The following is an 18,318-nucleotide window of genomic DNA, read 5'->3' on the forward strand; positions in this document are numbered from 1 at the left end:
CCTCGCAGGTCGCCAGTCAGGAACTGCACTACCGGCTTATCAACGTGCGGCGTCGTGGGTACCGACACCACGCCGATGGTGCAGATAACTCACCAGCCCCGCTGACCCGTCGGGTAGGACTGGGCTCCACCTTTGATCACGAGGCCTTCGATGCCGACCGTCGAGTAGGTCTGGAACCACTCGGTGGCGACATCGCGATCGGTCGTGACTGGTGAGAGGTTCAATGGCGGGCGCCAGGTAGCGGCGAGTTGCTCCAGGAGCCCGCGGCGGTCGTCGAACGCCAACGGCCGGAGGTCCTGGCCCACGTGGGCTAGGACGTCGAACGCGGCGTAGGAGGCGGGGTGGCCGACGGCGTGCGCGGCGGCACTACGAGGACCGCGGCCCATGCGCGTCTGCAGAGCCCCGAAGTCGAGGCGGCCGGAGGACCAGATCACCGCCTCGCCGTCGAGCACTGTCCCGGGCGTGAGCTGGTCGACGCATGCTGCCGCGATCTCGGGGAACGTCGTCGACAGGTTGGTACCGCGGCGTGACCACAGATTCGCGCCGCCCTCGTCCAGCGTGACGATAACGCGGAAGCCGTCCCACTTGGGCTCGTACCTGCACCCGCCGGGCAGCGCGCCCGCGTGGGGAATCTGCTCGACGGCGCGCGCCAGGGCCACCTGGACCGGGCCAGTAAGCCCCGCAGGCAACGTTGCCGCCATAGTCCAACAGTCACCCGCCGACGCTCACACCGCATGTCGCCGCTGACCTGCATCGTTGCTACCTCGCGGCATTCCGGACATAGACTCGAACGCATGTACTACCGCCGTGCGGTCTGGGAGGCGTAATGCTCGCCCTGTCACCACGCCCCGCCAGCACCGCCACCATCAGCCCCACCAGCACCAACGCGCTTCGGGTCGCTCCCGTCTCGGTCGCCGCAGGGTTCCCCTCCCCCGCGCAGGACTACTACGACGGCGCGATCGACCTGACCGAGATGCTCGTGCACGACCACGCGGCCACGTTCATCGTGCGCGCCGCGGGCGACTCCATGACTGAGGCCGGCATCAGCGACGGCGACGAGCTCCTGGTCGACCGGTCCAAGACACCCCGCCACGGCGACGTCGTCGTCGCCGTCCTGGACGGCGAGCTGACCGTCAAGCGCCTCGAGCTCGGCCCGCACGGCGTCGTGCTGCGCGCCGAGAACGCCCACCACCCCGACATCACCGTGCCCGAGCTGTCCGACCTGCAAGTCTGGGGCGTGGTCACCTACTGCATCCATCATCTGCGGGGCCGCCGGTGATCGCACACGTCGACGTCAACAGCGCTTACGCGTCCTTCGAGCGGGTCTTCAACCCTGCCCTGGAGACCGTGCCCCTGGTCGTGCTGTCGAACAACGACGGCATGGTCGTCGCCGCCTCCCGCGAGGCGAAGGCGCTCGGCCTGGACCTGGGCAAGCCCTGGTTCGAGCTGCGGCCCACCGCCGCCCGGTCCGGCGTCGTGGCAGTGTCGAGCAACTACGAGCTCTACGGCGACATGTCCCGCCGCGTAATGGAGGTCCTCGAGCGGTTCACCCACGACCTGGACGTCTACTCGATCGACGAAGCCTTCCTCACCGTCGACCGGCGCACCTCCGCCGACCCGGAAGCGATGACCCGGCTCGGGCACGACATCAAGGACGCGCTCCGCCGTCTGCTCGGCGTGCCGGTGTGCGTCGGGATCGCCCAGACCCGCACACTGGCGAAACTCTCCAATCGGGCCGCGAAGAAGATCGACGACCTCAACGGGGTATGCGTCTGGCCGGCCATCGACCCCGGCTGGCGCGAGAAGCTCATGAGGGCGCTGCCGGTCTCCGAGGTCTGGGGCATCGCCTCACGCCTGGAGCGCCGCCTGGGCGGGCACGGCGTCCTGACCGTCTGGGACCTGGCCACCGTCGACCCGGCGCACATCCGCGCGCTGTTCAACGTCGTGGTCATGCGCACCGCGCTGGAGCTGCGCGGGATCGCGTGCATCGGGCCCGAGGAGGATCACACCGGGAAGAAGCAGCAGATCATCGTGTCCCGCTCGTTCTCCGAGAAGGTCACCACCACCGCCACCATGCGCCAGGCGCTGAGCATCTACGCCCAGCAGGCCGCCACCCGCCTGGTCAAGCACTCCCAGGTCGCCCACACCCTGACCACTTTTGCCGGCACCAGTCACTGGGCTCAGGACAAGCACCACCCCACGATCACGGTCCGCCTCCCGTTCCCGACCGCCGACCCCGTCCAGCTGACCCGGGCAGCCCACCGGCTCCTGCCCCAGATCGTCGAGGGCGCCCGGTACGCACGGGCCGGCCTCCTCCTCACCGACCTCACCCCCGCCGGAGCACAACTCCCCTTCGAGATCTTCCGCTCCCCACACGAGGACGCCGGCATCGCCACCCTCATCGACCGCGTGCAGAAGAAGACCGGCAAGAACTCGCTCGGGCTCGGATACGGCGGCTTCCGGCCCGGTCCGTCATGGCAGATGAAACGCACCATGCTCACGCCCCGCGCAACGACCCACTGGGCCGAGCTCACCACCGTGCGAGCGTGACCCCGTAACGTCGGGAGCACGCTCGATCCCCACGCCGATGCGCTGTGTCACCCGGTGCCGGACGCTGTTGCCGCGCAAGGCTGCAGATGGACTCCTGAGAACCCCACGCTCTCGGCGAGTGACGCTCGCGCACTAGGAAGGCTGGGACCCGGGCCGTGCATTCGAACATGACCCGCATCGCATCGGATTTGCTCGCACCTTCCCACAGCACGCCTGTTGCGAATTCGGAACGATACAGCGAACCGCATCTGTGGGCATGCTCGTCGAGGTGGTTGTCGCGCAAACTCCCGCCACCGATAAGTCCGGTGACGGCGGCACCGCCAGCACATCCGACATACGACCACGCACATGGGCTCCGGCGGCGGAGGGTCAGGCGCGGGATACCTTGGCCGGGTGCCATTCCGGTAGGCGTCGACACTGCGATCAGTGTGATGGCTCCCGCCGGTGACGTTCCGACCACTGGGGCAAGACCCACCGACGCGGCGAGGAGCACGATGGCCACGGTGACGACGCCACGTACGCTCAGCTGCCCGGTGAAACCGGTGGCGAAGTTGCCGATGACTCCGGCGACGCCGAACACCAGAAGCACGCCGGTAATCCCACTGTCCTGGACCTGGGCGACATCGCGCAGATACGGCACGAGGTAGGTATAGCCGACGAACTGTCCGAAGAAGACCGGCATCGAGGCGAGCACGCCGACTCGTGCGTGACTGTTGCTGAACACCTTCAGCAGGGACCGCACGGTCACCGGCTCCTTCACCGGAATCTTCGGAAGGGCGAAGAACTGGGAACTCGGAGATGACCAGGGTCAGCGATCCCGCCCCGATGGCACCGACGGCGCCCCACGCGCTGCGTGTGCTCTTCTCGTTGTTGGCGCCCCGCCGCCCCACCTGTTCTGTCACGGGGCGTGACGCTACGCAATCTGTACCGTTCGTTCCAATTAAGGCTGGGCGGCTCGCAACGGTGCAGCATCTGGTCGCGTCTTATTCGTAACGTTCGGTACAGTACCTCTCGGGGGCATGCCACCGAGAGGTACTGCCACAACGTTGAGGAGATTCTTATGCGCAACGGCACCTCAGCACTCCGAGCCGTCCTGGCCACTGCCATGGCCACCCTCCTGACCACAGCTCCACTGGCACAGGCAGCGACCTGGCCGGTCATCCACCCACGAGTGCACAGTTACTTCGACCTGAGCACCGGACAACAGCCCGAGAACATCGTGGCGCTGCCTGGTGAGGAAGTGGAGCTGAGCTTCGCCGGCAGCAGGCAGGTCGCCCGGATCCGCCCCGACGGATCTCTAACTCTGCGCGGCACTCTGCCTTTGCCACCGGATGGCGGCACAAGCACCCCCGTGCTCGGGACGGCCATCGCCACCGGTCTCGTGCACATGGGAAACGGTGATTCCTACGTTGGCTACGCCGCCGGATCTCCGACACACACCGGCATCTGGAGGATCCGCGACGGTGCGCCGCCAGTGCGGATAGCGGCGCTCCCGGCAGCCAGCTTCCCCAATGGCATGGCAGCCGACGAGAACGGAAAGACCTTGTTCGTCGCCGACTCGGCGCTCGGCGTAATCTGGCGAATTCCCTTGTCCGGCAACGCTCCGACCAAGTGGCTGGACGCACCAGAACTGAAGCCCTCAGGATTCCTGGGAGCCAACGGGCTCCGAGTCCACCAGGGCAGCCTGTGGGTGACCAATATGGACCATGGCACGCTCGTCCGAATCCCGTTCCAGCGGGGCGGCACGGCGGGAGTACCGGAAATCCGGGCCAGCGGGCTCGACGGGATCGACGACTTCGCCTTCGTCGGCCGATCCCAGACCGTGGTCGCAGCCCTGAATGGAGCAAATCAGGTGGCTCTTGTCGATCCGGACGGCACGCACCAGGTTGTACTCACAGCCGCTGACGGCCTCACCGGTCCCACTTCGGTCGCGATACACGGCAGCACGCTGTGGGTCACCAGCGCAGCGTTCGTCATCCAGCGGGACCCAAACCTTCTGAAGGCTCGCATCGTCGCCCGCGGCTGACTCAGCCAGCTTCGCTCCCACAGCGGAGGTTCGGCACCGCGCCGACAGCCGAGCCGACGATGACGATGGCGATCCGGCCGCTATCCCGCATGACGCTGGCCGCGACCCGCACGAGCGCACTCGACCTACGCCAGGATGCGTCGTCCTGACGGCCGTTGATCTTCGAAAGAACAAAGGACTCCGCAATGTCACCGACCGAAGTTGACGCTCAGCTCGACCGGATCCTCGCGCGCGAGACTGACCCAGAACGGCGCATCGTCCTGCGCGGGGCGCACATCGTGACGATGGATGACCGCGGCACGTTCGTCGGTGATCTCCTGGTGCGTGGTGGCGTGATCGAGGATGTTGTGCCGGGCAGCATCGGGCACGTCGACGGCGGGCTCGTCATCGACGCGACCGATCGCATCGTCATCCCCGGCTTGATCGACTCGCACGTGCACGCCTGGGAAGGGCAGCTGCGGGGGATCGCGCCGGACGTGCCGTTCCAGTCGTACATGGCGATCGCCCACGGCGGCCTGGCGCCGCACTACACGCCGCAGGACATCGCGATCGGGCAGACCGTGACGGCGATGCAGGCGATCAACGGCGGTACGACGACGATCGTCGACAACAGCCACAACTCCCGGACCTCGGAACACTCGGACGCCGCCATCGATGCACTCCTCGCCTCCGGCATCCGTGCGGTCCACGCGGCTGGCTCACCGACCGTTACTTCGCCGTCAGCATTGCCTGCTGACGTGCTCCGCCTGCGTGACAGCCTCGCCGGACGCGGGCACGGCCGTGTGACGGTGCGTCTCTTCGACGTCGCGCCGTCACTGGAGACTTGGCGGTTCGCCGCCGAGCACAGCCTCGACGTCTCCTCCGAGGTGGCCATGGGCATGCCAGGGCTCGAGGACGCCCTGGCATCCGACCTGCTGGGGCCGGCCCACACGCTCAACCATTGCGCGGGGCTGACCACGGACATGTGGCGCCGTATCGCGGACGCCGGGGCAGCGGTAAACCTCGCACCCCGGTCTGACCCGCACTACGGGCTCGGCGCCTCGGTACCTGTCATGGACGCAGGCGCAGCAGACGTCCAGGTGGGGATCAGCTCCGACAACGAACTGAGCTACGCCCACGACATGTTCACCGAGATGCGGGTGCTGCTCACCGTCCAGCGCGGGCTCGCCTTCGCACGGGCCGCAGCGGGTGATCCTGGGCCCGTACCGTACGGGGTCCTGGACGTGCTGCGCGCAGCGACTGTCGGTGGTGCCCTCAACGCGAATCTCGCCCACACCATCGGGACGCTGACGCCGGGCAAGAAGGCCGACTTCGTCGTCCTGACGACGAACACCGTCAGCACGTCCCCGTGGGGATCGGTGCACGGCACCGTCGTGAACTTCTCGTCCGCCGCCAACGTGGAGGCCGTCTTCATCGACGGACGCGTCAAGAAATGGGCCGGTGAACTGGTCGGATTCGACCTGCCAGACATCAACACCCAGGCCGAACGCTCCCGCGAGCAGCTGCTGTCCGCCTACGGATCGCAACTCGCCGAGGTGCGCGCCGGCCTTCACAGTTGATGGGGCCCGGCCCCCTGTTGGAGCGTGCGAGGCAGGAGGACGAGACTCAACAGGCCCAGCATCAGAGGCTAATCTGGGCTGAAAGCGGACCGGCTGTGGCGCCAGCTGGCCCCCGTAGCCAGACGCCAGTGGCGCGCGCCTCAGAACGTACCGTCCGGTCCAGAAACTGTTACCGTGGGTTGATGGCGAGACCACGGGACTTTGTCGAGGCGGATGTTGTGCGTGCGGCACGAAACCAGTTCGCCGAGACCGGCTACGGCGGGACGTCCGTCGTGGATCTGACCACGGCGACCGGCCTCGGCAAGGGCAGCCTGTACGGCGCTTTCGGTGACAAGCACCAGCTTTTCGTGCTCGCGTTCGAAAGCTACTGCGACGATGCCGAAGCGAACGTGCGTTATGAGCTGCTGGAATCACCGGGCAAAGCCATCCACCGGATCCGGGCCCACGTCATCGGCACCGCCAAGGACATCGTCGCCGACACGACGCACCGAGGATGCTTGCTCGCCAGGAGCACCGCCGAACTGGCCAATCGGGACGCCGCGGTCGCGAGCCGCGCACTCAGGACCTTCGTCGTTCTCGAAGACCTCCTCACCCAAGCCGTGCAGGAGGCGCAGGCGGACCGGGACATCGACCCCACCGCCGACGCCCGTGAACTTGGCGGCCTCCTGCTTGCGGTACTGCGCGGAATGGAGGCACTGGGCAAGGCGGGCGTACCCCGAGATTCTCTGATGAGGACCGCCGAGACAGCACTCAGGACACTTCCTCCCGGACGAGGACGCCGTACCACCACAGCTTCCTGACGTCGTATAGCTACGTAAGGTCAGTTTCCGGCGTGTTCGCGGCTTGTGAGCAGCACCGTGCCCACCCTTCCCGGTCGCTGGGCATGCTCCAAGGCTTGCCGGAAGTCGGCCAGGTCGAACTCGGCTGCCACTTCCAGCAGCTCGGGTTGTGATCGCGCCAGTTCCAGCGCGAACTCCGTATCGGCCGCTCGGACCGGGTCGGGAAGACCGGCCCAGCGACCGACGCTGACGCCCCGCACGACGATCTCGCGTCCCACGAGGTCAAGCGTCGGCACGGTCATCGCCTGCCCCGACAAGGAGCCGTACTCGATCAACGAGCCTCCCGGCGTCAGCAGCCCGAGGAGCTCCATGGGCAATTCCCCACCGACGGCGTCGACTACTGCCCGCACCGGCCGATCATCCACTTGCTTGCGGACCACCTCACGCCAGTCGGTATCGGAGGTGGAGACCACTGGAGTGCCCGGGAACCGCTCGGCGAAGTCGAGCGCGCCCGCCTCGCTGCGTACGAGGCTGATCACTTCGGCGTCGTGAGTTCGGATCGCCGAGGTGATCAGTTTGCCGACCGACGATCCAGCCGCCGTTTGGATGATCGGCCCGTCGACTCCCGCCTGCCCACCACCGCCTTCGAACACGGCCCGCATGATCATGCGCATGGTCAGCGGGTTGACCAGCATCAAGCTCGCGGCAGTGTCCTCGACATCATCGGGCAGCGGCACCACGAACCGTGCATCGGCGAGGACGAACTCTCCCCATGCTCCCTGGACGGGATAGAAGGCGACGCGCTGACCAATGGCGAGCGTGCCGACGTCGTTACCCAGCGCGTCGACCACGCCCATGCCCTCATGGCCTGGCACGCGGCCGCCGGTCGGCTCGTTCGCCTGGCCGATGATGCCGAGCAAGTCGCCAGGGTGAATGGGCCGGACGAGCACCCTGATCCGCACCTGACCGGCTGCGGGGTCATCTCCCGCCGCGGCTTCATCCAGCCTCAGCACTTCGCCTGGCTCACCGTGGAAGTCATGCACAATGCGGCGCATCTCTTGCCTTCTTTCCCTTTCGCCAGGCCGCTCCGGCCTGCCTTCCCATTATGGACCGTACGTTACGGAATGGCTACCGGGGTGACCAACAACACCGCGGAACTCCCCCGCCGTGGCGTGCGCTCCCTTCCCAGGACGCGCGGGTAACCCACGCCGCGCCGCTCCCCTTCGAATCGCCCGGTCAACAGCGCCCGCTTGCCGTCCAGCGCGCCGGCACCGTTGGAGACACCCCGAGCCAGTTGCTCCGCGGCTGCTGCTCCTGCCGGTCTGTGCGGATCAGTTCCGGGGAGCGAGTGATCGCGCCCAGGCCGCCTTGTTGATCAGGACGACGACGAGCGCGACCAGGCCGGTCGCAACGAGCGTGGCGATCAGCGAGACGATTGCCGTCGGCCACCCGACCGCGTCGGCGTCGAACGCTTCGTATGGCCAGTCGTCGAGGATCGCACCGCGGACCATCATGTAGACCCCGTAGATCGTCAGTGGGACAAGCATCCAGAGCGTGTCGATCCACCGCAGCGGGTGCAGGCCGGCGCGCAAGCCCCACCAGGCGAAGTAGAGCAGCGGAGCGATGGTGTGCAGCATGACGTTGGCGGCTCCGAAGCTGCCTTCGAAGTTCACCAGCGGTGCGAGGACGATGTTGAAGAAGGCGCCGACGAGGAAGATGAGGGAGACGAACTGCGCCTGCGTGCGGGGCTTGCGGAACCAGCCGAGCCAGCGCCATGAGGTGAGGTCTGCGGTGTAGGTGAGCACGAGCCCGATGTTGCTCAGCTGCGTCAGGAACGAGAAGTAGAACAGCAGCGCGAGCGGCCAGGGGCGGACGATGCCGGACGTGCCGACGCCATTGTTCGCCGCGTCCGTGCCCGTCAGTGCCTGAGGGAAGAAGACCGAGAACAGCAGGATGAGCGCGACCAGACCGTTCGCCAGGCCTAGCCATGTCAGGACCTTCACGAGGCGTGGTGATCTGGACCTGGGCCGGCCGACGATGGCGGCGCCGGTACTCCGCGACCCGCTGGAAGCCAGGGCGGTCTTGCCGTTCGGTGCGTTCATGGGCTTGTGCCGTTCCTCAGTGCCGGGTTGGTCAGGATAGAAGCAACTACTATTGTTACATCATTGTCGAGTCGTGTGGGAGATCGCGATGAGCTTGCGGCAGTACGAGTACGCACTGATCGTGGCGCAGGAGGGGTCAGTGACGGCCGCGGCTGACCGGCTACTGGTCGCCCAGCCGTCGGTGTCGCAGCAGATCAAGTCGCTCGAGCGAGACCTGGGGGTCCGGCTGTTCGCGCGGACCCCGCGAGGTCTGGCGCCGACGGTGGCAGGGCGGGCGTTCCTGAAGGAGGCCGAGGTCGCTGTTGCTGCGGCCCGCCGAGCGCGGGTGATGGCTCAAGCGGGCAGTCAAGACCTGACCGGAGAGCTCCTCGTCGCGACCCAGCTCGGGCTCGGGGTGCCTCAGCTGGCGCGCGCCCTGGCGACGCTGCGACGCAGTCATCCGCTCCTGCGGGTCACCCTGTACGAGGACCCCACGCTCGCCGATCTCGAACGTCTGGTTCGGCTGGGCGCGCTGGACCTGGCACTGGTCGACCATGTACCTCCGGGTTGCGGGTACGACGCTCACGTCCTGGGCCAGGAGCCCTATGCCGCCGTGCTTCCCCGAGATCATCCGCTGCTGGACTCGGATGGCGTGACCCTCGACGAGCTGGTGGCGCAGCCTTGGGTCGGTTTCACCGAGGACAGCGCCCTGAACGCGCGCACCGCCGAGCACCTGAACGCGCGCGGGCTACGAGTGAGCCCCGTCGCACGCGCCTCGCAGATCGGGGCAACGCTTCGCCTCGTCGCCGATGGACTGGGAGTGACCATCGTGCCCAACTCCGGCGTCCCGGAGGGGTACGTAGCTCTGGCTCGCCCGATTGCGCCCATGATGTGGGAGCCCGTGCTCCTTGCAGCGCGACCGGAACCTGGACCCGCGGAGAGCGTTCTGATCGACCTGCTACGCCAGCAGCAGTGGCCAGCAGGCCCCGTGCCAGGCATCCAGGGCGGCGAGCCGGGGCTCGGGCCTCACACCGCGCCGAAGGACAAGGTCACCAGCTGAAGTCCTTGTACATCAAATAGCCAATCACTGGAGTGCCCGTTGGGAATTCCTCTGGCGAATCCCGAACAGCGCATAGGCGTTGCCTATGGCGTGCACATGAGATTGGTCTTTGCGTTCAGGTGGTGGGGTTTCCTACGTTGAACCGAGGGGCGGTGAGCCACGCCGCGCCCTCACCGTGAACTCAGATCTCGCGAAGGATTCATCTGTCATGACTGCCCCATCCGTTGTTGTCGCGGCGCTCTACGAGATACACCCGGACGACCGGGAGAAGTTTCTCCAGCACGTACGCAACGACATCGCACACACCCGCAAGAAGGACGGCTGCGTCTGGTACGACATGGCCGAGAGCGTCGTCGACCCCAACGTCTTCCGTCTGACCGAGGGCTGGGAGACCCGGGCTCACCTGGACGCCCACACCTCCAGCGACGTGTTCCTGGCCACGATCGCCGAGGTCGGCAAGCTCAACGTCGTCAACCGCGTCGCCCACATCTACAACGTCCGCGACCGGGAGTTCGCCGGCGTCAAGGGCTTCGAGAACCCCGACACGTGACCCGCGCTCCTGTCCTGGCTCACCTCACGGCGGGCTGGGACAGGAGCACTCCATCCAGCCAGTCGTAATATAGTTAGTTACAACTGATGGCTATGGACTCGGGAGAACGATGAGCGCGAACAGCAGGCTCGCCATTGCAGCGCATGCACTGGCCTGGATGGAGCTGCATCAGCGCGACGGGCACGAGGTGGCCACGTCCGAGCAGATCGCCGGAAGCGTGAATACCAACCCGGTGGTGATCCGCCGCCTGCTCAGCGACCTGCGCAAGGCCGGACTCGTCACCTCACGCCGTGGTGCCGGGGCGGGCTGGGTCCTTGCCCACCCGCTCGGCGAGACAACGATGCTGGACGTGTACGACGCCGTGGAGACCGGGCCGCTCCTCGGCCTGCATCGCTCTACGCCCAACCAGCAGTGCCCCGTGGGTCACGGCATCCGGCCGACGCTCCAGGGGATCTACGACCGCGCCGAGGATGCCGTCCGCCGAGAGCTTGCCGAGACCACCCTCGACGAGGTCCTGCAGGGCGTGCTCGCTGTGCCCTGAGTCCGGCCACTGGCCGGGCTGCACCGCACTGCGTGGCGAGTCGCCCTACGAGACCGATTGCTGAACACGACCAGGAGGACACCGTGCTGTTCCAGGAAGAACACATCCGCGCCTACGAAGAGACCGACGGTCGCGTGGGGCACGAATGGCTGCCCGGCGTGCACACGCTCGTGCTGACGACGATCGGGCGCAAGACCGGCCGGGAGCGGAAGTTCGCGGCCATCTATCGCAAGGTCGGCGCGGACTATGTGCTGGTCGCCTCGCGTGGAGGAAAGGACACCCATCCCGCCTGGTATCTCAACCTCTTGGCTCATGCACGCGTCGAGGTCCAGGTCGGCGCCGACAAGTTCGTCGTGGACGCCCGGACTGCGCGCGACGACGAACGAGAGCGTCTCTGGCCGCTCATGGTGGACGTCTTTCCGACCTACGCGGAGTACCAGAGCGGGACGACCCGCATCCTGCCCGTGGTCGTCCTCGAACCTGTCACCTGACCAGTGCCGAACCGGTCCGCGTTGGCGTACTCCTGGTAGGACCGACGGCAGCCGGTCCTACCAGGAGCTCCGCCGCCTACAGCGTCCCGGGCGCGCCCCGTCGAGCGAGCTGGTCGCCGTTGGTGCTCAGGCTGCGCTGGCCGGGCCGAGGGTCTTCTGGATGTGGCCGTTGAACGCCTTAAGCCAGTCGATCAGGAACTGAGCAGTAGCATCGTTGGTGACTTCGCCGTCGTCGGTGATCAGTCCCTCGGTGAACGTGAGGTAGGCCTCGGGCTGGGCAAGCTCTGGCGAAGCCGCGAACGACAGGATGCTCCGCAGGTGCTGCTGGGCGACAGCTGTACCGATGGCGCCGATCGATGCGCCGATGACCGCGGACGGCTTGCCGGCGAGCGAGTTGTCGCCCCACGGGCGGGTCGCCCAGTCGATCGCGTTCTTCAGGTACCCGGGGATGGACCGGTTGTACTCCGGGGTGACGATCAGGACGGCGTCGACCAGCTTGATGGCCTGCTTCAGAGCACGGCCTTCGGCCGGGTAGTCGGCGTCGTGGTCCGGGTTGTAGAACGGGAGTTCCGCGATCGGGATCTCGACGAGCCGCAGGTCGGCCTGGGGAGCCAACCGCGTCAGGGCGTTGGCGAGCTTGCGGTTGATCGAGGCGCTGGAGAGGCTGCCAACAAAGTAGCCGACGGTGTACGTCATGGATCCGTGCTTCCTTACGTTTGGGTGTGTGTCGTCCTGCGTGGCATGGGGTTCAGTGGGTGGGGATCTCGCAGTGGTCGTCGTCGCAGAACGCCGCAGCGAGGTCGCCGAACGGGGTGAACGACGCAGGCGCCTCCCCGGACGCCTCCCCGGTCTTTTCGCTCCGGTCTGCGGATCGTGTTGCGAGGTCTGCTGTGGTGTCTGCTGAGGCGCGGTGTGCGGGCATCAGCTGTCCTTCCTGTCGGACCACGCCTGCTCCAGGGCGCGTTGGATCGTCGTGGCTTCCTGGGCGCCGGACAGGCCGTACTTGCCGCCCACGAGCAGGAACGGCACGCCGCCGATCCCGTAGGACCGGGCGAGGGACTCGTCCGCGCGCACGGCATCGAGGAACTCGTTGCCTTCGAGCGACCGGATGACGTCGCCGCGGTCCAGGCCGAGGCCTTCGGCAATCTCGGCGAGCTGGGCGATGTCCGATACGTCGCGACCGTCGGTGAAGAAGGCTTGGAACAGGGCCTCCTCGGTCTCCAGCTGCTTTCCGCGAGCCTTCGCGTAGTGGATCAGCTGGTGGGCCAGGACCGTGTTCGCGACGATGTTCGTGTCGTAGTTCAGCTCCACGTCCACCTTCCGGGCCACACGGGCCATCCGGGCGAGCGCGGCGTCGGCCTGCTGCTCATTCATCCCCATGTGGTTGAGGTGGTACTCCTTGGCGGTCTCGGTGCGGTCGAGGGGCAGGTTAGGCGCGAGCTCGAAGCTGTGGAACTCCACCTCGACCTGACGGCCCTCGCCGAGGCCGTCCGCCGCGAACGCCTTCGCGGCGGCCTCGAACTTCCGCTTGCCGACGTAGCACCACGGGCACGCCACGTCCGCCCAGATGTCCACCTTGATCGGGCCGGCAGGGCTGCGCGTGCCCGCTGAACCACCGCCTGCCTTCTGCGTGTCGTTCGTCATGCCCGCAAGGTAAGACCTGACATTGGTGTCAGGGTCAAGAGTAATTGACCAATCCGTCCAAAATTAGTAGCGTCGAACTATGTCAAGGCGTGAGCGGTACGACTACAGCGGCAAGACGGCCCTCGTGACGGGCGCTTCGTCGGCGATCGGGGCCGCCTTCGCGCGGCGGCTGGCAGCACGGGGGTCGAACCTGATCCTCGTAGCCCGGAACGTCGAGAAGATGCAAGCCCTTGCCGCCGAGCTCGTGGACGGGCATGGCGTGGTCGTCGATGTCGAGCAGCACGACCTCGGCGCTCCAGGTGGGGCGCAAGGCCTGCTCCGCGGCTTGGACGAGTCGTCCAAGCGCGTCGATGTGCTGATCAACAATGCCGGCGGCGGGATCTTCGACTCCTTCACCGGCATCGACCCTGACGTCCTGCGCGATCACACGCAGCTGAACGTGATGACGGTCCTGGAGCTGACGCGGGCGCTTCTTCCGCCCATGCTGGCCAACCGGGACGGCGTGATTATCAACATGGCCAGCAGCACTGGGTACCTGCCCGTGCCGTTCGGCGCTGCGTACGGCGCGTCCAAGGCATTCGTCCTGCATCTGACCGAAGCGATCTGGGCCGAGAACCGCGAGTCAGGCGTCAGGATCCTGGCACTGGCCCCCGGGCCGTTCGACAACGGGACCCAGCGGGACTTCAAGAACCAGCGCACCGTGCAGCAGGTCACCGCGACCGCGTTCGACGGGGTCGACCGTGATGTCCCCTCGATCCTGGATGGCAACGCCGCCCGCCAGCAAGCTCTCCTGCCCCGGCTCGCATCCCGCCGCCGGGTCATCGAGATCGCCGCGCGGGTGGGCCGGAAGATCGTCACCTGACGCGCTGCCGGCCGCGGCGGCACGCGCCACACCTGCAGGCTCGGCCTGCGTCACCAGCCGGGGTGTCTCACGATGAACGAGTTCACTCTCAAAGCCGGATCACCAGGAGCGTGTGAGATGTCTGCCAACCTCAGCGGAAAAGTTGCCATCGTCACCGGAGCAGGGAGCGACGTCGGACGAGCATCCGCGCTGGCCCTCGCCGAGGCGGGCGCCCGCGTCGTCGTCGCCGACCTCCTCGTCGAAGAAGCCCAGGAAACCGTCGCCCTCATCGGCTCCGGCGACGCACACTTCGTCCAGACCGACGTCAGTGACCCCGAATCGGTCGCACGACTCGTCGCCGCCACGGTCGAGCGCTTCAGGCGCCTGGACATCGCCCACAACCACGCCGACGTCCTGGGCAGGACCGCCCAGCTCGACGAGGTCTCCTTCGAGGAATGGACCAGGGTCGTGGGCGTCAACCTCGGCGGAGTCTTCAACGGCCTGCACGCGCAGATCCCCGCGATGCGGGAATCGGGAGGCGGATCGATCATCAACACCGCCTCCGTCATCGGACCGTTCTCGCTGCCGAACCACGGCCCCTACGTCGCGGCCAAGTACGGCGTCATCGGCCTGACGAAGGCCGCCGCTCTGGAGACCGCCGACGACAATATCCGGGTCAACTCCCTCGAGATGGCCGGCCCGAGTGCTCAGCCAGATCCTGCGGCCATCGCGCGCGCTGTCCTGTGGCTTGCCTCCGACGAGTCCGCGGCCGTCCACGGCTCGTCCCTGGTCGTCGATGGAGGGCTGCTTGCGGACGTCTGACGACGATTACACTCCGGGGCATGGCTAGGCCGCGGAAGTTTACCGAAGACGACGTCGTGGCCTCGGCCAGCACCGCGTTCTCCGCCGGTGGCTACGGCGGCACCTCGCTCGGCGACCTCGTCGAGGCGACGGGCCTGGGAAAGCAGAGCATCTACAACGCGTTCGGCGGCAAGAGAGAGCTGTTCATCCGCGCGTTCAAGAGCGACGCGGCCGACGCCGTCGCAGCTCTCGACCAAGCCCTCGCCGAGAGCGACGCGTCACCGATCGAGCGCATCCGGGCGCACCTGCTGCGGCTGGCGATCGAGTTCAGCGCGGAGCAGCCCCGGGTGTCCCTGTTCCTCAAGGGGAACGCCGAGCTCTCCGACCATGACCCCGACGTGGCCAGCTCCGCGCTCGAGGCGTTCAGCGAGCTGGAGCAGGTCTACCTGGGATGCATCGTGGACGCGCAAACGTGTGGTGAGGTAGATCCGGACGCAGATCCCGCGCCCCTGGCGGCGTTCTATCTCGCCTTCACGCGAGGCCTGGAGACCATCGGGGCAGCGGGAGTCGGTCGTGCGAAGCTGTCAGCCGCAGCCATCACCGCACTCGATGTGCTTCCCCTCACCCAGACCGGGCGAGAGAAGCTGCTACCCGATGAGGATTAAGCCGGCTGGCTCGCGGTCAGCACATCAGCTGCAGTGCTGATCACCTCGTCGAGCGTGTCCCGGGTGCGCAGCAGATCGGTGATCTGCGCGTTGATTCGCTGACGCTCTACTGCCAGCTCATCCAGCAGTGCGGGCGTGCGGTTCTCCGCCCGGGCCTCGATGCAAGGCAGCACCACGGCGATCCGCTTGCTCGACAGGCCGGCGGCGAAGAGCTCCTGGATCCGGATCACGCGATCGATCGCGCCCTCCTCGTAACGCCGCTGGCCGCCCTCTGTCCGCGTGCTGCTCAGCAGACCCTGCTGCTCGTAGTACCGCAGCGACCGCACGCTCACACCACTGCGCTCCGCAAGCTCACCGATACGCACGCTGCGCCTCCCGTCACCCGCTTGTCCCTGACATGGGTGTCAGGTCTTACGGTCAACGCCCACAGTTGCACCCGACATTCCCAAGAAGGCACTCCCATGGAACTCGGACTCATCAGCTTCGCGGACCGCTACCCGGACCCGCACACCGGCAAGCAGATCACCGTCGCCGATCAGCTCGCCAACGCTCTCGAACGTATCCGCCTGGCCGAGGAGGCTGGGTTTTCGTTCTACGGGCTCGGCGAGCATCACCTCGACATCTACGCCATCTCCAGCCCGGGGACCGTGCTCGCCGCGGCGGCGAGCGTGACATCGACGATCACACTCGGGTCCGCCGTGACGATCCTCAGCACGGATGACCCGGTGCGGGTCTACCAGCAGTTCACCACCCTCGACCAGCTAAGTCGCGGGCGAGCCGAGCTCCTGGTCGGCCGTGGATCCTTCACGGAGTCGTTCCCACTGTTCGGGGCACGCCTGGAGGACTACGACGAGCTCTTCGAGGAGAAGCTGGGGCTGCTCCTGGAGCTCGATGACCACAACCCGATCACGTGGTCGGGGAGATTCCGGGCGCCGCTGAGCGACGCCGAGGTCTTCCCCCGCCCGTACCGCGACCACCTGCGCATCTCCATCGGGACCGGCGGAAACCCGCAGTCCTCCGTGCGGGCTGGCACGCTTGGCCTGCCGGTCGTGTACGCCGTGGTCGGAGGGCGGCCCGAACGGTTCGCCCCGCTTGCCGACCTGTACCGGCGGGCCGGAGCCGCGGCCGACCGGACCCAGGACCTGCACGTCACGATGGCCGGCCCGGCGTTCGTGGCACCCACCTCGCAACAGGCCAAGGACCTCTACTTCCCGTACTGGCACCAGATGATGTCCTACGGCGCGCAAGCACGGGGCTGGCCGCTGCCGACCCGAGCCGACTACGACCAGTACACCGACGGCGCGGGCTCCTTGCTCGTCGGCAGCCCCAGCGAGGTGGCCGACCGCCTCATCCAGATCGCAGCCGTCGTGCAGCCAGACCGATACGCACTCCAGCTGGACTGGGCAGGCGTGCCGCACCGCGACGTCATGAACGCCATCGAGCTGCTCGGCACCGAAGTCCTCCCACAGATCCGACGCGAGATTCCCGCCTCCCCGGTACTTGATCAACCGCACGGAGCAGCCGACGTCTCGGCGTGAACGACGGGAGGGTCCGGACGGCGCCAGCCGCCCGGACCCTCCCGTCGCACGGTCCACTCGCCATAAGGTCAGCCCCAGAGGAACCGGGAGTGTCCTTTTCTAACTTGGTGCTGTCGTCCGTTGCTAGACGCTGTATCCGCCGTCGATCGTGATGTCCGCTCCGGTGATGTACCCGGCCTCCGGGCCGACGAGATAGGCGACCAGTCCGGCGACCTCCGAGGGCTTGCCGAGCCGACCCAGGATGATGTTCGCGGCGACCTCCTCGGCCGGCCCCTGTCCGACATCGGTCGGGCCGGGGTGGATGGTGTTCACCGTGACTTGCTTGTCACCCAGGTCGTGGGCCCAGCCTCGGCTCAGCGCGGAGACCGCCGCTTTCGTACCCGCGTAGTCCGCGATACCTGGGTTCCCGATATAGGAGGCCGCGGTCGAACCGATCGACACGATCCTGCCGCCCCGGCTGATGACCTTAGACACGGCCCGCACGGTGCGGATGACACCGGCCACGTTCACTGCCAGCTGCCGGTCCAGGGAGTCCATGTCGGTGTCCGGGTGGGTCAGACTGCCGAAGACAGCAGTGCCTGCGTTGTTGACCAAGATGTCCAGCTGCCCGAAATCATCCACGGCTTGCCGAACCAGACCCTCGACGTCCGACGGACTGCCCTGATCGGCTCGATATGCGCTCACCGTCCCGCCCGCGGCCCGCAGCTCATCGACCAGTACATCAGCCGCCGTCGACGAGGAGCTGTAGCTGAACGCCACCGCCGCACCGTCGGCAGACAGGCGGCGCACGATCGCCTCACCGATGCCACGAGAACCGCCGGTGACGAGGGCAACCTTCGAATCGAGTGTTGACATGGTCGTTGTGTTCCTTCCGGTCATGCATCCAGTCGTCGCGCAACGGGCCGCTTCCCGCACCGGCCGTCGCGCGCCAAGACGAGCGCGCGGTCGGCCTGGAATGCGGCTGCAGCACCGAGCTCGACCCAGGGATGCGACATTGGGTCACCCGGAAGGTAGGCCCTGACACTGGTGTCAAGGACAAGCCCTGCCCTCGGTCCGAAGTGGCGCCACCGCAAGCTCCCGGATGATCGGCGCCCGACCCGCGACGCCCCGGCAGCGGCAGCGACTGCGGGGTCAACCCCGACCAAGCGCCCGCGGCGCGAGGCGCGCACGGAGCTTCCGCACGCCCGATGGC

At 67.1% G+C, this 18,318-nt stretch carries 22 protein-coding genes; 13 read left to right on the plus strand and 9 right to left on the minus strand.

All coding sequences use genetic code 11. From position 1 onward, the window contains the following. Positions 1 to 89: 89 nt before the first annotated feature. Complete coding sequence (locus C8K30_RS28130; protein WP_108496216.1) at positions 90 to 701, minus strand: ATP-dependent DNA ligase; 612 nt, start codon at positions 699 to 701, stop codon at positions 90 to 92. A 125-nt stretch (positions 702 to 826) separates the two neighbouring features. Between C8K30_RS28130 and C8K30_RS28135 the strand changes: the two genes are divergently transcribed. Beyond that, positions 827 to 1,279: a LexA family transcriptional regulator gene (locus C8K30_RS28135; protein ID WP_108496217.1), complete on the plus strand. Its 453-nt coding sequence runs from the start codon at positions 827 to 829 to the stop codon at positions 1,277 to 1,279. Continuing rightward, complete coding sequence (locus C8K30_RS28140) at positions 1,276 to 2,550, plus strand: Y-family DNA polymerase (protein ID WP_108496218.1); 1,275 nt, start codon at positions 1,276 to 1,278, stop codon at positions 2,548 to 2,550. The genes C8K30_RS28135 and C8K30_RS28140 overlap by 4 nt, the downstream gene beginning before the upstream one ends. On the opposite strand, the gene C8K30_RS30525 is transcribed toward C8K30_RS28140, so the two are convergent. Then, positions 2,531 to 3,298, minus strand: a complete 768-nt coding sequence (locus tag C8K30_RS30525; RefSeq protein WP_146197618.1) for an MFS transporter — start codon at positions 3,296 to 3,298, stop codon at positions 2,531 to 2,533. The genes C8K30_RS28140 and C8K30_RS30525 overlap by 20 nt on opposite strands. A gap of 312 nt (positions 3,299 to 3,610) precedes the next feature. Between C8K30_RS30525 and C8K30_RS28145 the strand changes: the two genes are divergently transcribed. The 3 genes from C8K30_RS28145 to C8K30_RS28155 all read left to right on the plus strand — a co-directional run bounded on the left by C8K30_RS28145 (position 3,611) and on the right by C8K30_RS28155 (position 6,935). Next, positions 3,611 to 4,576 carry a hypothetical protein gene (locus C8K30_RS28145; protein ID WP_108496219.1) on the plus strand — a complete coding sequence of 322 codons (966 nt, stop codon included), beginning with the start codon at positions 3,611 to 3,613 and terminating at the stop codon, positions 4,574 to 4,576. Between the two features lie 185 nt (positions 4,577 to 4,761). Next, positions 4,762 to 6,135: an amidohydrolase family protein gene (locus tag C8K30_RS28150; protein WP_108496220.1), complete on the plus strand. Its 1,374-nt coding sequence runs from the start codon at positions 4,762 to 4,764 to the stop codon at positions 6,133 to 6,135. A gap of 182 nt (positions 6,136 to 6,317) precedes the next feature. After that, on the plus strand, positions 6,318 to 6,935 hold the full coding sequence (locus tag C8K30_RS28155; protein WP_108496221.1) for a TetR/AcrR family transcriptional regulator: 618 nt from the start codon (positions 6,318 to 6,320) through the stop codon (positions 6,933 to 6,935). 20 nt (positions 6,936 to 6,955) lie between these two features. Here C8K30_RS28155 and C8K30_RS28160 read toward each other — a convergent pair whose 3' ends face one another. Together C8K30_RS28160 and C8K30_RS28165 are read right to left on the minus strand one after the other, a co-directional pair. Then, positions 6,956 to 7,969 carry a zinc-binding dehydrogenase gene (locus C8K30_RS28160; RefSeq protein WP_108496222.1) on the minus strand — a complete coding sequence of 338 codons (1,014 nt, stop codon included), beginning with the start codon at positions 7,967 to 7,969 and terminating at the stop codon, positions 6,956 to 6,958. Positions 7,970 to 8,245: 276 nt separating this feature from the next. Further along, positions 8,246 to 9,016, minus strand: a complete 771-nt coding sequence (locus C8K30_RS28165; protein ID WP_108496223.1) for a Pr6Pr family membrane protein — start codon at positions 9,014 to 9,016, stop codon at positions 8,246 to 8,248. An 88-nt stretch (positions 9,017 to 9,104) separates the two neighbouring features. Here C8K30_RS28165 and C8K30_RS28170 point away from each other — a divergent pair, with 88 nt between their 5' ends. The 4 genes from C8K30_RS28170 to C8K30_RS28185 all read left to right on the plus strand — a co-directional run bounded on the left by C8K30_RS28170 (position 9,105) and on the right by C8K30_RS28185 (position 11,637). After that, positions 9,105 to 10,055, plus strand: a complete 951-nt coding sequence (locus C8K30_RS28170; RefSeq protein WP_108496347.1) for a LysR family transcriptional regulator — start codon at positions 9,105 to 9,107, stop codon at positions 10,053 to 10,055. Between the two features lie 208 nt (positions 10,056 to 10,263). After that, the gene (locus C8K30_RS28175) at positions 10,264 to 10,605 is read left to right on the plus strand and encodes a putative quinol monooxygenase (protein ID WP_108496224.1); all 342 of its coding nucleotides are present in this window, start codon (positions 10,264 to 10,266) and stop codon (positions 10,603 to 10,605) included. 109 nt (positions 10,606 to 10,714) lie between these two features. Beyond that, positions 10,715 to 11,146: an Rrf2 family transcriptional regulator gene (locus tag C8K30_RS28180; RefSeq protein WP_108496225.1), complete on the plus strand. Its 432-nt coding sequence runs from the start codon at positions 10,715 to 10,717 to the stop codon at positions 11,144 to 11,146. Between the two features lie 83 nt (positions 11,147 to 11,229). Beyond that, a complete protein-coding gene (locus tag C8K30_RS28185; RefSeq protein WP_108496226.1) occupies positions 11,230 to 11,637 on the plus strand; it encodes a nitroreductase family deazaflavin-dependent oxidoreductase in 408 nt (135 codons plus the stop codon). A gap of 126 nt (positions 11,638 to 11,763) precedes the next feature. Here the strand turns inward: C8K30_RS28185 and C8K30_RS28190 are convergent, their stop codons facing one another. From C8K30_RS28190 to C8K30_RS28195, 3 genes are read right to left on the minus strand one after another with little or no spacing between them, the layout of a single operon-like run. Continuing rightward, positions 11,764 to 12,333, minus strand: a complete 570-nt coding sequence (locus tag C8K30_RS28190) for an NADPH-dependent FMN reductase (RefSeq protein ID WP_108496227.1) — start codon at positions 12,331 to 12,333, stop codon at positions 11,764 to 11,766. 52 nt (positions 12,334 to 12,385) lie between these two features. Then, positions 12,386 to 12,559 carry a hypothetical protein gene (locus C8K30_RS30825; RefSeq protein WP_158281148.1) on the minus strand — a complete coding sequence of 58 codons (174 nt, stop codon included), beginning with the start codon at positions 12,557 to 12,559 and terminating at the stop codon, positions 12,386 to 12,388. Next, on the minus strand, positions 12,559 to 13,281 hold the full coding sequence (locus C8K30_RS28195; RefSeq protein ID WP_108496228.1) for a DsbA family protein: 723 nt from the start codon (positions 13,279 to 13,281) through the stop codon (positions 12,559 to 12,561). The genes C8K30_RS30825 and C8K30_RS28195 overlap by 1 nt, the downstream gene beginning before the upstream one ends. Positions 13,282 to 13,360: 79 nt before the next feature. Here C8K30_RS28195 and C8K30_RS28200 point away from each other — a divergent pair, with 79 nt between their 5' ends. The 3 genes from C8K30_RS28200 (at position 13,361) to C8K30_RS28210 (ending at position 15,588) form a co-directional block, all read left to right on the plus strand. Next, positions 13,361 to 14,143, plus strand: a complete 783-nt coding sequence (locus C8K30_RS28200) for an SDR family oxidoreductase (protein ID WP_108496229.1) — start codon at positions 13,361 to 13,363, stop codon at positions 14,141 to 14,143. A gap of 117 nt (positions 14,144 to 14,260) precedes the next feature. Then, a complete protein-coding gene (locus C8K30_RS28205) occupies positions 14,261 to 14,944 on the plus strand; it encodes an SDR family NAD(P)-dependent oxidoreductase (protein WP_108496230.1) in 684 nt (227 codons plus the stop codon). 20 nt (positions 14,945 to 14,964) lie between these two features. Further along, positions 14,965 to 15,588: a TetR/AcrR family transcriptional regulator gene (locus C8K30_RS28210; protein ID WP_108496231.1), complete on the plus strand. Its 624-nt coding sequence runs from the start codon at positions 14,965 to 14,967 to the stop codon at positions 15,586 to 15,588. Here the strand turns inward: C8K30_RS28210 and C8K30_RS28215 are convergent. Then, positions 15,585 to 15,953: a MerR family transcriptional regulator gene (locus C8K30_RS28215; protein ID WP_108496232.1), complete on the minus strand. Its 369-nt coding sequence runs from the start codon at positions 15,951 to 15,953 to the stop codon at positions 15,585 to 15,587. The two genes, C8K30_RS28210 and C8K30_RS28215, sit on opposite strands and share 4 nt — an antisense overlap. 96 nt (positions 15,954 to 16,049) lie before the next feature. Between C8K30_RS28215 and C8K30_RS28220 the strand changes: the two genes are divergently transcribed. After that, positions 16,050 to 17,126: an LLM class flavin-dependent oxidoreductase gene (locus C8K30_RS28220; protein WP_108496233.1), complete on the plus strand. Its 1,077-nt coding sequence runs from the start codon at positions 16,050 to 16,052 to the stop codon at positions 17,124 to 17,126. Between the two features lie 123 nt (positions 17,127 to 17,249). Here the strand turns inward: C8K30_RS28220 and C8K30_RS28225 are convergent, their stop codons facing one another. Further along, the gene (locus C8K30_RS28225) at positions 17,250 to 18,041 is read right to left on the minus strand and encodes an SDR family NAD(P)-dependent oxidoreductase (RefSeq protein ID WP_199230743.1); all 792 of its coding nucleotides are present in this window, start codon (positions 18,039 to 18,041) and stop codon (positions 17,250 to 17,252) included. Positions 18,042 to 18,318: the final 277 nt, after the last annotated feature.

The sequence above is a fragment of the Promicromonospora sp. AC04 genome, assembly GCF_003058225.1.
Lineage (GTDB): Bacteria > Actinomycetota > Actinomycetes > Actinomycetales > Cellulomonadaceae > Promicromonospora.

Coding starts and splice junctions, on each gene's coding strand:
- C8K30_RS28130 (WP_108496216.1), bottom strand. CDS start 701: ATGGCGGCAACGTTGCCTGCGGGGCTTACTGGCCCGGTCCAGGTGGCC.
- C8K30_RS28135 (WP_108496217.1), top strand. CDS start 827: ATGCTCGCCCTGTCACCACGCCCCGCCAGCACCGCCACCATCAGCCCC.
- C8K30_RS28145 (WP_108496219.1), top strand. CDS start 3,611: ATGCGCAACGGCACCTCAGCACTCCGAGCCGTCCTGGCCACTGCCATG.
- C8K30_RS28150 (WP_108496220.1), top strand. CDS start 4,762: ATGTCACCGACCGAAGTTGACGCTCAGCTCGACCGGATCCTCGCGCGC.
- C8K30_RS28155 (WP_108496221.1), top strand. CDS start 6,318: ATGGCGAGACCACGGGACTTTGTCGAGGCGGATGTTGTGCGTGCGGCA.
- C8K30_RS28160 (WP_108496222.1), bottom strand. CDS start 7,969: ATGCGCCGCATTGTGCATGACTTCCACGGTGAGCCAGGCGAAGTGCTG.
- C8K30_RS28165 (WP_108496223.1), bottom strand. CDS start 9,016: ATGAACGCACCGAACGGCAAGACCGCCCTGGCTTCCAGCGGGTCGCGG.
- C8K30_RS28170 (WP_108496347.1), top strand. CDS start 9,105: ATGAGCTTGCGGCAGTACGAGTACGCACTGATCGTGGCGCAGGAGGGG.
- C8K30_RS28175 (WP_108496224.1), top strand. CDS start 10,264: ATGACTGCCCCATCCGTTGTTGTCGCGGCGCTCTACGAGATACACCCG.
- C8K30_RS28180 (WP_108496225.1), top strand. CDS start 10,715: ATGAGCGCGAACAGCAGGCTCGCCATTGCAGCGCATGCACTGGCCTGG.
- C8K30_RS28190 (WP_108496227.1), bottom strand. CDS start 12,333: ATGACGTACACCGTCGGCTACTTTGTTGGCAGCCTCTCCAGCGCCTCG.
- C8K30_RS30825 (WP_158281148.1), bottom strand. CDS start 12,559: ATGCCCGCACACCGCGCCTCAGCAGACACCACAGCAGACCTCGCAACA.
- C8K30_RS28195 (WP_108496228.1), bottom strand. CDS start 13,281: ATGACGAACGACACGCAGAAGGCAGGCGGTGGTTCAGCGGGCACGCGC.
- C8K30_RS28200 (WP_108496229.1), top strand. CDS start 13,361: ATGTCAAGGCGTGAGCGGTACGACTACAGCGGCAAGACGGCCCTCGTG.
- C8K30_RS28205 (WP_108496230.1), top strand. CDS start 14,261: ATGTCTGCCAACCTCAGCGGAAAAGTTGCCATCGTCACCGGAGCAGGG.
- C8K30_RS28210 (WP_108496231.1), top strand. CDS start 14,965: ATGGCTAGGCCGCGGAAGTTTACCGAAGACGACGTCGTGGCCTCGGCC.
- C8K30_RS28220 (WP_108496233.1), top strand. CDS start 16,050: ATGGAACTCGGACTCATCAGCTTCGCGGACCGCTACCCGGACCCGCAC.